Consider the following 12,684-nt stretch of genomic DNA (forward strand, 5'->3'; position numbering starts at 1 on the left):
TGCTCAACCCGGTTTATAAGAAAAATCTGGGATTTAGTCAGGATAAATTTACTCATGAAACCGGGTTTTTCGCTCCCTGTCGAGGACTAATATTGACAAAAAGCAGCAATAGATGTAATGCTGAATTCAGTATCAAACAACGCCGTCCATATCTAGCAATTGTCATGGCGACAAATTATGACGAGCAATCTGTGGAAAGTCGATCGCACCAGCATCCCTGAGTCAATAGAATGCAGCGGCACAGCGCTAATCTTCACTCTCACTAAATATACTCAACCTTGGCAAAGAATAAACACTGTTGAAAAAATCCTGCGACAGTGCGGGATCGAGCCTTTGGCTGAAGTTTTGGGCGTACCCAACAGCGGAATATTAAGGAGAAATATATCGGAACCCCTCAGAAAACCGCATCCGAATTTGCTGTTTCGCGCTTTGGCAATTCAAGCATTTGGGAAGGTGCGAGATGGGCTGATATCAAGTGAGAAAGCGGCTAGAGCAAGCCATTTTAGCAAAAATCTGCTGGCGGCGTTAGAGGTGGAAGCGCGAGGGGGATCGACTCCTTTAATTCGCTGGTCTGCGGCTGTTAGTATTAAGTCAATTTGGTTGGATGAAGCAGGACAAGGGCAAGGCAAGGAAGGTGGTGTAAATGTCACAATCAATGCAGGGGAAATTGAGCGACGGGTTGTAGAAGAGCAAATTCAACTATTAGCAAGCAACAAATTTGCTTTGGACGACAGCAGCAGAAATGACAGCGGTAAGGAATATGAGAATTGTCTCGATTTTTGGGTGTACGGCCCTAGCTGGCTGCTGCCGAACCTGCCAATGGATTGCGAGGAATATCTGTTTTGGATCGATCGAGTATTTGCTGCGATCGCAGTTACGGGATCGTACAAATTGAGTCCCGAAAACGATGCAGCGGTAACAAACTTTTTGCAAGTTGCGGAAAATAATTTTAATGACTTGGAATTCTCCAAAATACTTGCCAAAATTTTTGAGTTCCTGCACCACCGGGAAGCGAGAGTCAAAAATCGAGCTGCAATTATTTTAGAACCTTACAAAGACAAGCTAGACCGAAAATCTGCGCAGATTATGACAGCACTAGCCTATAAATTTCATGTAGAATATCAGCCCTTACAATCTCTGACTCTTCCCGAAATTGAGGAGTGCAAAGCGTCACTGTATCTACGTAAAAATGAAATTGACGAGGTGTATAGTGAGGCTTTGTCGCTGTGCGGCGATCGGGATGTCGAGATGGCAAGTTTCTTGTCAGCTAAACAGAGGGAATACCAAAATACTGTAGACGAGCAGATCGACAATCTCAGCAAGTTAGTTAAGTCCATCATAAATTGCCAGAGCTTGTTAGATGCTAATAGGGAACTTTTGTATTTGACTGTAGATCGGCTGGAAAAATGGGATTACACCCTCGACAATAAACTGGCTGCGCACCGCAAAAAACTCCAAAATCTGAGCTTTGACAAAAGCACCTCCGAGAAGTGCATAAACCTCGACAATGAGCTCAATTATATCAGAGATTGTTTGCAGTCTACTTTGTATGAAATTACATCAAATATTAACAGCAAAATTAGAGAGTTAGAACTTTCGGGGTCCAAAAATAGCAATACAGCAACAGATATGTTTAAGTGGACGTGGCTATTGTTCGCGGTGGGGTTTTCAGTAGGGCTGTTTTTGTATTTATCGGATTTAGTAATTAACTGGATATTCGGGGTCAGCTACACAAGCGAATTCCTAGTTTATTGGACTATTTTATTTAGTGTGATGGTAGTATTTTTGTTAGTATTAGCTGTATTCTTTTCGGCGCTCGCTGTTTTAGACCATCGCCGAGAATCTCAATTAATTCCTCAATTTGATAGTTTAAGCCAAATAGGCAACAGTTTTTCTATTTTGTGGCAGAAAAGTTATTTGCAGCAGTTTGTACCGTCAGTGCGATCGAATTAAAAGTTTCAGTTGACAGTTGACAGTTGTGGGTACGACTGTTGTTAAAAGGACAACGGAAGAGGGAAGATAGTTTTTCCTTCCCTTTCCCCCTCTTAAGAAAGTTAGGATGCGGTTGCTGCTACTTTCTGGGTGTTGCTAACTTGATTTGCCAGTTGAATTAATTCAACTTTATATCCATCTGGGTCTTCCACAAAAGCGATTACAGTTGAACCGTGCTTCATCGGGCCCGGTTCCCGACTAACTTTACCGCCGCGAGCTTTAATTTCTTCGCAAGTACCGTAAATGTCGTCAACTCCGATCGCAATATGACCGTAAGCATCCCCCAAATTGTATTCTGTGACGCCCCAGTTGTATGTTAATTCCAAAACTGTAGTGTCTGATTCGTCGCCGTAGCCAACAAAAGCCAGAGTAAATTTACCGTCTGGGTAGTCCTTTTGCCGCAGCAACTTCATGCCTAGAACCTCAGTGTAAAATTTGAGGGACTCTTCCAGGTTGCCGACTCGGAGCATCGTGTGTAGTAGTTGCATTTACCTCACTCCAAATTTTTTAAGCTTTCATCTATTTTAGCTATTTCCTGCGGAAAAAACTCGCCCCTCAACCGTCGCAGTTGCCGCAGGTTGATAACTGTCTATTTGATTTAGCTTTGTACTTCCACCACACCCCGAAACATATTCATGCCGCACGTAAATAGGTATCGTCCAGGTTTGTCAGGGGTAAATTCAACAGCCGTTACCTGATTGAGAGGTAATTCTCGCACTATGTGAAAATCTGGTAACAACACTTTTTCGAGACAACTATTGGGGTCGCGCCTCAAGAAATTGAGCCGGACTAATTGACCCGCTTCCACAACTACAGTGGCAGGCTCATAACCCCCGTCTACAGTAATATTCAACTCTTGTATCCCCTGAATAGATTCAGCTTGCTGCCCTTGAGTTTTACTGAATAAAAACCACCACAATTCCAAACCTATTAATGTCAAACCACCTATTGTTACGCCAACTTTTAAACCTAGTGGCTGTTCAATGCTGCGGAATTGAGTCGTTGAAGTAGAATGCTGGACGGACATTTTGGAAGCTTGAACTCCCGATGCTATTCCCATCACCAGCCCTAAACTCGCGAGACTTCCCCAAATTTGACGATGCTGTAACATTTTTTTAATTCCTCCAAATTTAGGCAATAGATTTTGGGTGAAAATTCCGCAATCGCAAAGCATTACTAACTACAGATACTGAACTGAAAGCCATTGCTGCACCAGCGATAATTGGATTTAGCAGCCAGCCAAACATGGGGAACAAAATGCCCGCCGCGATCGGTATTCCAGCGATGTTATAAATAAACGCAAAAAACAGATTTTCGCGGATGTTCCGCATGGTGGCGCGGGAAAGTTTAATTGCTGTAACTATACCTTGCAAATCTCCTGAAATTAAGGTAATGTCGCTGGCGGCGATCGCCACATCTGTGCCTGTGCCGATCGCAATTCCCACGTCTGCTAAGGCCAAAGCCGGTGCATCGTTAATCCCGTCTCCCACCATCGCGACAATTTTTCCTTCGCCTTGCAGGGCTTGGATTTGAGCTGCTTTTTGGTCGGGTCTAACTTCGGCAAAAACGCGAGTAATACCCACAGATTGGGCGATCGACTCCGCCGTCGCGCGGTTGTCCCCAGTCAGCATCGCCACCTCCAAACCGAGTTTTTGAAGTGCTTCCACGGCCTGCGCTGACGAGGGTTTGAGGGCATCAGCAATGCCCAGAATTGCCTCTATTTTGCCTTCTACAGCCATCCAAACAACTGTTTTGCTCGCAGCTTCCAAAGCTCTCGCGCGCAGTTCCAGATATTCAGTATCGCACCCTAGTTCCTGCATCCACCTCAGCGTTCCCAGGGCGATCGACTTTCCCTCCACAACTCCGCGCACTCCGCTTCCCGCGATCGCCTCAAAATTCTTAACATCCGTCCAATTAACCTCTTGAGAGTGAGCGTACCTCACAACAGCTTCCCCCAGAGGATGCTCCGAATTTCGCTCTACAGACGCCGCCAATTGCAGCAACTTTAACTCATTGCTGTCCGCCGTTCCTTTAATTGTCACAAAATCAGTTACAGTTGGCTTGCCTTCTGTGAGAGTTCCTGTTTTATCTAACACGATAATTTGGATTTTGTGAGCCAATTCTAAACTCTCCGCTCCTTTGATTAAAATCCCGTTTTCTGCACCTTTACCAGTTCCCACCATCACAGCAGTCGGAGTCGCCAAACCCAGAGCGCAAGGACAGGCTATAATCAGCACTTCCACCATTGTTACTGTAGCTAGAGTGAAGTTGCCAGTCGCGTTAAACCAGATAATAAAAGTAGCTAAACCGATGGCAATTACTGCGGGAACAAACCAACCAGTCACTTGGTCTGCTAACTTTTGAATCGGTGCTTTTGAACCTTGTGCGTCCTGCACCATCTTGACAATTTGAGCTAAAAATGTATCTTTTCCAACTCTTGTCGCCCGAAACTTGAAGCTGCCAGTTTTGTTAATTGTGGCTCCGATAACTTCGTCGCCAAGCTGCTTTTTGACAGGCAAACTTTCTCCCGTAACCATTGCTTCGTCTACCGTCGAAGCACCCTCAATTACCTCTCCGTCTACGGGGATTTGCTCTCCCGGCCGCACCTGCACGATGTCGCCAATTTCCACTTGGGCGATCGGCACTTCCAACTCTTGCCCGTTGCGAATTATCCGAGCAGTTTTTGCTTGCAAACCCATGAGTTTGCGAATTGCCTCCGAAGTCTCTCCCTTCGCCCGATTTTCTAGGGTTTTTCCCAACAAAATTAAGGCGATAACGCTAGCGGCAACTTCGTAGTAAACGCCAGGAGTCAAACCTTGGGCGGTGAATAAACCAGGAAAAAATGTCACAAATACAGAATAAAAGTAAGCAGCACTCGTACCCAAAGCAATCAGGGTATCCATTGTTGCTACACGCCGTTTGAGGGATTTCCAAGCTCCCACATAAAACGATTTGCCGCACCAAAATTGTACGGGTGAGGTCAGCACTAATTGCAGCCAAAAATTGTGCAGCCACGCGGGAATAAATGGCAGGTGCAAGCCCGTCATCGCCGGAATAGCACCCACAACCAGCAGGATGCTGATGATACCTGCTGTCCAGAGTTTCCGCTGCAAGGTTTGAGATTCCGATTTGCGATCGGCTTGTTCGGAATCATCCTCTGTGGCAGCCATTTCTGGAAGTGGCAAAGCTTGGTATCCCGCTGCATCAACAGCCGATTGAATTGTTTCTAAGTTGGTTTGCTTGGAGTCGTATCGGATGGTTGCTTGTTCCATCCCAAAATTGACATGACACTCAATTACGCCGGGAACCGATTGAATTGCTTGTTCGATAGAGGAAGCACAAGAAGCACAACTCATGCCCCGCAATTTAAGTGTGAGATTGTCCATATATGCACTCCTAAGTTATAAAGTTACCTTCTGTCTTCAAATGACCTCGCCTAAATACGGATAACGTGCGACGTACTCCTGTCGTGGAGAATCAAAAATTTTAGACTCTTGTTAAATCTCCCAGATTCAAAGCTGCAAGTAAATCTAAAATCTAAAATCTAAAATCTAAAATTGACTTGCTGGATAGCCAGCAGATGCGATCGCTTTTCTAACTTCACTTTCCGGCTTTGCGGTTTGAATTGTGACCAATTTTGTCTTGAGATCCGCCTCAACCGTGGAGGCTGAGTCAATGTCTTGGACTGCTTTTGCGATCGTAGTCGCACAAGCAGAACAAGCCATCTTAGGAACTTTTAGCTGTAAAGTCATAATTTGAACCTCAGCAGAAACTACTCTGCTCAATCAATGAATTAACTCCATTGTAAAGTCTCCAGTAGGCAGGAGAGTCAAGGGGAATTGCAAAATAAATCAGGAATTATGAAAAAAGTGGTTTGACACGCTACCCATAGGGGTAAGGCGCGCACTCTGCACCCTACCTAATTACGTTCAAGAGAGTTCTGTAAATCTTAACTTTGAGTGCGAGCGGCTACATAGTAATAATTCTTTACAAGTCCGATTAAAAAATTTCATCCTAATTTCATTTATATGTGAAAAGCTGAAGATAAATGGCAGTTTTAAGGATATAAGCTCTATGAAACAAATTTCATTAAAAACAGGCTTTGCAGCGCTGATATTGACCGCCACAGCCGCTTTAACCAGTGGAGTGCTTGCAGCTTGTTCCAAAGCCCCTTCCAGCGAAACTCAAGCCCCTAATGTTACGGCTGCAACCGCAGCAAACAACAAGCAAGACGCGGCACAAGGCGGCGGCATGGGTGGGATGAATCATGGCATGAATCACAATATGTCAATGGATTTAGGCCCTGCTGATGCCGACTACGATTTGCGATTTATTGATGGGATGACAGTACACCATCAAGGTGCTGTAAACATGGCAAAAGAGATGCTGAATAAATCAAAACGCCCCGAAATGAAAAAACTAGCAAATAACATAATTGCTGCTCAGAACCGCGAAATCAATCAAATGAAAGAGTGGCGAAAAACTTGGTATCCCAAAGCCAGCAGTACGCCGATGGCTTATCACGCTCAAATGGGTCACATGATGCCAATGACTCCCGAACAAATGCAAAGCATGATGATGAGCATGGATTTAGGTGCTGCTGACGACCAGTTTGATTTGCGGTTTATCAATGCGATGATTCCTCACCACGAGGGAGCTTTAGTGATGGCTGAAGATGCTTTGAAGAAGTCAAAACGGCCGGAAATGAAGAAATTGTCTCAAGAAATTCTGAGTTCGCAAAAGCAAGAAATTGAGCAAATGAAAAAGTGGCGGCAAGCTTGGTACAAACAGTAATTTAGCTCACCTCAACAAAACGTGACCCAAATCCTGAAAATGAGTGACATTAATCACAGTAGCTCAAGAGTTCCGAAAATACTTGCTTCACAAAAGCAAGAAATTGAGCAAATGAAAAAGTGGCGACAACTTTGGTAGACAAAGTAATGTAGCTCGACTGTGGCTGTCAGCATTTGTTTGACTCCATCTCAGTTTCATGAGATTACCTACACATACTGTAGATAATTGAGCCGCCCTACATCTAAAGTAGTAGAAAGTTACGTAAGAATACTGTAGACAATGGAGCGGCCCTACATCTAAAGTAGTAGTAGATAAGTCAGCAAAATGCTATATAGACGGGGTACTTTATGATCTTGAACAGCTTGGAATTAAACACAACTTATAAATCAAATACGGCCGTAGAAGAGCTAGTGAGCGCATTAACAAACGAAATTGAAGCGCAAGCAGAGATAAAAAAACCGGAAAAAAATTTACAGCAAAATCGCCTGTCATTAGGCGAAACTTATCTTCGTATTTTAGAAACCGGTGGACATCTGGGCTGCTGATGCGAAATTTCATCCTAATTTCATTTGACGGTGAAATACTAGGTTGAGTAGAGCATTTCTAGCTCTCGGTCATTGCTTAGCGGTCGCTTCTTGGAAAATGCTAATAAGTAGCTTTACTTAAGTGGTATCACTTACTTACCTTGGCAAAATACCAACCGTTAAACCTGTGGCACTCAACCTGATTTCAAGGACAATGCCAACGATGATATTTCATAAATATGCTCAGTCTCCGGCAATTATTAGCAGCTTTTCTGGAATTTTGTTCAGCCTAATTTTGCTAACTTCTCCCGCCGCAGTTTTTGCCCACGCTGGCCACGGAAATGAATTTCACCAAAGCAGCGAAACACCTCAAAGTCCTGCTGCTATTTCTGTGGATGCCGAAACAGCAAAACGGTTAGGAATTAAAATCTCCCCTGCCGCCCGCCAGAGACTAGATATCGGCATCAAAACCACAGGACAAATTGAAACTTTGCCGAACCAAAAAGTAGAAGTGACGGCTCCTGTTGCTGGCAAAGTAGTAGAGTTACTGGTGAAGCCTGGGGACAAAGTATCAAAAAGTCAACCCGTTGCGGTTTTATCGAGTTCAGAATTAGGACAATTGCGGGTTGAATCTCTCTCGAAACGTGCCGAAGCTGAGGCAGATTTGCAGCAGGCGGAAGGAGATTTCAAACTAGCACGAGAAAATTACGATCGCCAACTTCAAATATCCGCAGCAGAAATCGCCCAAGCCCAAACCCAATTGGCAGCGGTAACTAAGCAGTACCAGCAAGAACAAGAATTAGTAAACAAGCGTTCCGTGGTGCAAGCCGCTCAAGAAAACTATCAGCGTCAAGTTGAAATAGCGCAAGCAGAAATAGCGCGGGCAGAAACTGAACTGACTGTGGCTAAAGAACAGTTCGATCGCGACAAAGAATTAGCGGCATCAGGGGCGATCGCGCGGCGCACAATGCTGGAATCGCAAGCCCATTTCGCCGAAGCAAAAGCCACTGTTGCTAAAGCAAAAAGCCGTCCTGAAGTTATCAAAGCCCAAACCGAAATTAAACAAGCCGAAGTAGACCTGCCGATGCGGGAATTGCGCGAATCTCAAGGCAGAGTAGCGGAAGCAAAAGCTCAACTTACCAGAGCTCAGAGTCGCCGGGAAGTCCTAGAAGCCGAGAACCAACTCAAACGCGGCAAAACTGCCGTCGAAGTCGCTCAGTCGCGCATTCGCTTGGCTGACGCAGCCTATCAAGCGCGGCTGCAACAATTAGGAACGGTTGCCAACGATCGAGGACTCGTTACCGTAGTTGCTCCGATTTCCGGGACGGTAGCCGATCGCGAAATCACCCCAGGAGAGTCAGTAAACGCTGAAAAACCGTTGATGAGTCTGTTAAATGACAGTCGCGTTTTTGCCACAGCAAATATTTACGAAAAAGACCTGAATCAAGTAAAACAGGGTCAGGAAGTCAGGGTAAAAGTTGCTAATTTACCCCATCGCACTTTCAATGGAAAAATCGCCTTAATTGGGTCATCCGTGGAAGGAGAAACGCGGGTTGTGCCGGTGAAAGCAGAACTAGATAATATTAACGGCGAATTAAAGCCCGGACTGTTTGCGGAGTTGGAGATTTTAACCGACAAAACTGCAACAAATATTTTAGCAATTCCGAGTGCGGCGGTAGTGGATGTTAGCGGTAAAAAAACCGTTTACGTCCAAAATGGCAATGCTTATCAAGCGGTTGAAATTGAACTCGGTCAAACTGCCGGAGATTTAGTTGAAGTGAAGAGGGGTTTATTCGAGGGAGATTTGATAGTAACGCAGCGAGCACCTCAACTTTACGCACAATCTTTGCGGGGCGGCAGCAAGCCCTCAAAAGACGAGGCAAAAAAAGAGGCATCTCCAAAGGTAACAGAGGTTAATTTGAATAATTTACCCGTGTCTTTATGGTGGGCGGGAATAGGGGGAGGAGTTGCGATCGCATCCCTGACTTTCACAGCCGGCGTGTTGTGGGGAAATCGGCGCAAATTGCCAGCAATAGCAGCGGATTCTGGAAACTATGCCGCCAACAATAGTTTTTCCGCCTCTGCACCGGCGTTGCAAAATGAACTGCTGTTACACAATGACAACCATCACCTTAAAACTCAAGAGGCAGAAGTCAAGAGTTTGAAGTAAACAATTGTTTGAATAGAGCAACTAAATTTGCCGAAGTATGTATCTATTAACTCAAAGCTAATAAAATGTTCAGCAGTATTCTTAGATGGGTAATTAATCGCCGCTGGCTAGTTGTGATCGCCACCATTATTGTTAGTCTTTGGACATCTTATATCATCCCTCAAATGTCGCTTGATGTCTTCCCTCCTTTTGCACCCCCGCAGGTGGAAATTCAAACCGAAGCACCGGGACTCGCGCCGGAAGAAATCGAGTCTTTAGTAACACTGCCGATCGAAAGTGCAATTAATGGAACTCCTGGGGTGACAGCAGTGCGATCGTCTTCGGCTGTGGGCCTTTCTGCGGTTAAGGTAATCTTTGATTGGGGAACAGAAATTTATCAAGCGCGGCAGTTGATAACAGAACGGTTGCAGCAAGCTCAAAGCAAACTTCCGGCTGGGGTAGAAATACCGCAAATTTCTCCGACAACTTCTCCTGTGGGCACTGTTATTACCTATGCTTTTACGTCAGAAACTACTCCTTTGATGGAAGTGCGCCGTCTGGTTGATTGGCAAGTCACAAATCGGCTTTTGGCAGTGACTGGCGTTGCTCAAGTGGTGGCTTACGGTGGCGACGAAAGGCAGTATCAAGTATTAGTAGAACCTGCCAAGTTGAAAGCTTTTAATGTGTCGTTGCAGCAAGTAGCTGAAGCGACGGCGGCTGCGAATGTTAACGCGCCGGGGGGGTATTTAATTACGCCGGATCGAGAAACTTTAATCCGGGGGGTGGGGCGGATTGAGTCTCTGGAAGATTTGCAGCAATCTGCGATCGCCTCTCGCCACGGAACGCCCGTCAGAATTGGTGATGTAGCTGATGTCAAGATTGGTGCTGCAATCAAGCGGGGCGATGGCAGTTTTAACGGCAAAAAAGCTGTGATTGTGATGGTAAACAGACAGCCAGTTGCTGATACTCCGACAGTAACTAAAGCGGTTGAGGCGGCAATGGCTGAGGTGCAGCAAGCTCTGCCCAAAGATATTAAAGTTACTGTGACTTTTCGACAGGAAGAATATATTAATTCCTCGGTGGAGAATGTGCGATCGGCTTTAGTTGAAGGCAGCATCATTGTCACCCTTATTCTCATCCCGTTTTTGATGAATTGGCGCACTCTGGCGGTTGTTTTGCTGGATTTCTTTCTGACTTGGCTGTTGGCGCTGCTGGCGATGTATTGGCTGGGGCTGGGGCTGAATACGATGACTTTGGGGGGTTTGTCGGTGGCGATAGGCACTGCGATCGACGATGCGATCGTCTATGCGGAAAATACCTACCGCAACTTGAGAGAAAATACGTCTTCTCTTCATCCGCGTCCGGTGATGGATGTGATTTTTGACGGCAGTCAGGAGGTGCGCGATTCGTTAATTGGAGCGACTGTTATTGGCATTGTGGTGTTTTCGCCTATTTTTACTTTGCCCGGTGTAGAAGGTCGGATTTTTACGCCGATGGGGATCACTTATCTGGTAGTTGTTGTGATTTCTAGTCTGGAATCGCTGTTAATATCTCCGGCCCTTTGCGCTATCTTGTTGCCTAACAAACGCATGAGCGCTGCGGAACCTTGGCTGCCGAGATTTTGCAAGAAAATATATCATTTTTTGATAAAATTCTCAATGCGTTATTCGGGAATAATTTTAGCTTTTGCTGCTGCTAGTATGGTGGCGGCATTAATTATTTTGCCATCCTTTGGACGGGTGTTTTTGCCGGAGTTTCAGGAGCAAACTTTGGTGAATACTATTCAGCTTTATCCGGGGGTGTCTTTGGAGACAACAGATAGCGCGGCTTTTGCTATTGAAGATGCACTTAAGGATGATAGCAGGTTTGAATACGTGCAAGTGCGATCGGGCAGAGCTCCGGGAGATGCTGATGCTGCGGGAGTCAATTTAGCTCACATCGATATCGGTTTGAGCGAGGAAGGGATGAAAAACAGGCCGAAAACTTTGGAGTCGCTGCGGCAAGAATTTGCTAAATTGCCGGGAGTTGCACCCAATATCGGCGGTTTTATTTCTCACCGGATGGATGAGGTTTTATCTGGTGTCAGAAGTGAGATTGCTGTTAAAATCTTTGGCCCGGATCTGGATCAACTTCGCAGCATCGGTGCCAAAGTTGAAGAGCAAATGAAAACAGTTGAGGGAATTGTGGATTTGCAACTCGAACCGCAGGTGCCAGTGCAACAAATTCAAATTAAGTTTAACCGCCAAGCTGCGGGTAGATACGGTTTGAAAATCGGAGAGCTTTCTGAAATAATAGAGACAGCTTTAAACGGCAAGGTTGTTTCTCAAGTTTTGGAGGTGCAGCAAACTTTTGACTTAGTTGTTTGGTTGCAGCCTGAAGCTCGAAATAACTTAGAAACTATTCAGAATTTGTTGGTTGATACTCCGAGCGGCAACAAAATTCCTCTGGCCCAAGTTGCTACTGTAAAATACGGTACGGGCCCAAATACGATTAATCGCGAGAATGTTTCTCGCTTGATTGTGGCGGCGGCGAATGCTAAAAGTAGGGATTTGCGATCGGTTGTGAATGAAATTCAAGCTAAAGTAAAACGAGAGGTGCAGTTGCCTTTTGGCTATTTTATCCAGTACGGCGGTCAATTTGAAGCTGAGCAAAGAGCTTCGCAAAATATTATCATATTTAGTGCGATCGCCTTTTTGGTAATTACAGTATTGATGTACTTGTCCGTCAAGTCGATCGCTTCAACTGCTATGATTATGATTAATTTGCCGATCGGATTAGTGGGAGGAGTAATTTCTGTAGCTTTGACGGGCGGTATAATTTCCGTAGCTTCCCTGGTTGGCTTTGTCACATTATTCGGCGTTGCTACCCGCAACGGCTTGTTATTAGTAGACAATTACAACTCTAAGTTTGCCGAAGGACTGCCTTTTAAGGAAGCAATTATTCAAGGCTCGATGGAACGGCTCAACGCCATCCTCATGACTGCTTTAACTTCAGCTTTGGGTTTAGCACCTTTAGTCTTAAAAGGCGGGGCGGGCAAAGAAATCCTGCAACCGCTATCAGTAGTAGTTTTAGGAGGATTATTTACTTCGACAGCACTAACGCTCTTAGTTTTGCCAGCTTTGTATGCTCAATTCGGGCATTTCTTACGACCTCAACAACCTCAGCCAGTTGTTGAAGACGGGAAGGTAGTTAATGTGTGATATTTTCTAATTATTGTCAGTCAGC

Annotated in this window: 9 protein-coding genes; 5 read left to right on the forward strand and 4 right to left on the reverse strand. The window is 45.2% G+C overall.

Annotation, left to right across the window (positions count from 1 at the left end; translation table 11 throughout):
• Nucleotides 1–177 precede the first annotated feature (177 nt).
• On the forward strand, nucleotides 178–1,953 hold the full coding sequence (locus E5S67_RS05245) for a hypothetical protein (RefSeq protein WP_172186012.1): 1,776 nt from the start codon (nucleotides 178–180) through the stop codon (nucleotides 1,951–1,953).
• A gap of 101 nt (nucleotides 1,954–2,054) precedes the next feature.
• On the opposite strand, the gene gloA is transcribed toward E5S67_RS05245, so the two are convergent.
• From gloA to E5S67_RS05265, 4 genes are all read right to left on the reverse strand, one after another.
• Nucleotides 2,055–2,480 carry a lactoylglutathione lyase gene (gloA, locus tag E5S67_RS05250; RefSeq protein WP_172186013.1) on the reverse strand — a complete coding sequence of 142 codons (426 nt, stop codon included), beginning with the start codon at nucleotides 2,478–2,480 and terminating at the stop codon, nucleotides 2,055–2,057.
• Between the two features lie 110 nt (nucleotides 2,481–2,590).
• Entirely contained in the window at nucleotides 2,591–3,103 is a 513-nt protein-coding gene (locus tag E5S67_RS05255) for a cupredoxin domain-containing protein (RefSeq protein WP_172186014.1), read from the reverse strand.
• 19 nt (nucleotides 3,104–3,122) lie between these two features.
• Complete coding sequence (locus tag E5S67_RS05260; protein ID WP_172186015.1) at nucleotides 3,123–5,378, reverse strand: heavy metal translocating P-type ATPase; 2,256 nt, start codon at nucleotides 5,376–5,378, stop codon at nucleotides 3,123–3,125.
• A 165-nt stretch (nucleotides 5,379–5,543) separates the two neighbouring features.
• A complete protein-coding gene (locus E5S67_RS05265; protein ID WP_172186016.1) occupies nucleotides 5,544–5,744 on the reverse strand; it encodes a heavy-metal-associated domain-containing protein in 201 nt (66 codons plus the stop codon).
• A 322-nt stretch (nucleotides 5,745–6,066) separates the two neighbouring features.
• Between E5S67_RS05265 and E5S67_RS05270 the strand changes: the two genes are divergently transcribed.
• The 4 genes from E5S67_RS05270 (at nucleotide 6,067) to E5S67_RS05285 (ending at nucleotide 12,659) form a co-directional block, all read left to right on the forward strand.
• Nucleotides 6,067–6,786: a DUF305 domain-containing protein gene (locus E5S67_RS05270; protein ID WP_172186017.1), complete on the forward strand. Its 720-nt coding sequence runs from the start codon at nucleotides 6,067–6,069 to the stop codon at nucleotides 6,784–6,786.
• Between the two features lie 347 nt (nucleotides 6,787–7,133).
• A complete protein-coding gene (locus E5S67_RS05275) occupies nucleotides 7,134–7,331 on the forward strand; it encodes a hypothetical protein (protein WP_172186018.1) in 198 nt (65 codons plus the stop codon).
• A 202-nt stretch (nucleotides 7,332–7,533) separates the two neighbouring features.
• On the forward strand, nucleotides 7,534–9,480 hold the full coding sequence (locus E5S67_RS05280) for an efflux RND transporter periplasmic adaptor subunit (protein ID WP_172186019.1): 1,947 nt from the start codon (nucleotides 7,534–7,536) through the stop codon (nucleotides 9,478–9,480).
• Nucleotides 9,481–9,545: 65 nt separating this feature from the next.
• Nucleotides 9,546–12,659 carry an efflux RND transporter permease subunit gene (locus tag E5S67_RS05285; protein ID WP_172186020.1) on the forward strand — a complete coding sequence of 1,038 codons (3,114 nt, stop codon included), beginning with the start codon at nucleotides 9,546–9,548 and terminating at the stop codon, nucleotides 12,657–12,659.
• Nucleotides 12,660–12,684 lie beyond the last annotated feature (25 nt).

The organism is Microcoleus asticus IPMA8 (assembly GCF_013179805.1).
GTDB lineage: Bacteria > Cyanobacteriota > Cyanobacteriia > Cyanobacteriales > Microcoleaceae > Microcoleus > Microcoleus asticus.

What these genes read in the sequence shown, in the direction of transcription:
- E5S67_RS05245 (WP_172186012.1), top strand. Translation starts at nt 178, where the DNA reads ATGACGAGCAATCTGTGGAAAGTCGATCGCACCAGCATCCCTGAGTCA.
- gloA (WP_172186013.1), bottom strand. Translation starts at nt 2,480, where the DNA reads ATGCAACTACTACACACGATGCTCCGAGTCGGCAACCTGGAAGAGTCC.
- E5S67_RS05255 (WP_172186014.1), bottom strand. Translation starts at nt 3,103, where the DNA reads ATGTTACAGCATCGTCAAATTTGGGGAAGTCTCGCGAGTTTAGGGCTG.
- E5S67_RS05260 (WP_172186015.1), bottom strand. Translation starts at nt 5,378, where the DNA reads ATGGACAATCTCACACTTAAATTGCGGGGCATGAGTTGTGCTTCTTGT.
- E5S67_RS05265 (WP_172186016.1), bottom strand. Translation starts at nt 5,744, where the DNA reads ATGACTTTACAGCTAAAAGTTCCTAAGATGGCTTGTTCTGCTTGTGCG.
- E5S67_RS05270 (WP_172186017.1), top strand. Translation starts at nt 6,067, where the DNA reads ATGAAACAAATTTCATTAAAAACAGGCTTTGCAGCGCTGATATTGACC.
- E5S67_RS05275 (WP_172186018.1), top strand. Translation starts at nt 7,134, where the DNA reads ATGATCTTGAACAGCTTGGAATTAAACACAACTTATAAATCAAATACG.
- E5S67_RS05280 (WP_172186019.1), top strand. Translation starts at nt 7,534, where the DNA reads ATGATATTTCATAAATATGCTCAGTCTCCGGCAATTATTAGCAGCTTT.
- E5S67_RS05285 (WP_172186020.1), top strand. Translation starts at nt 9,546, where the DNA reads ATGTTCAGCAGTATTCTTAGATGGGTAATTAATCGCCGCTGGCTAGTT.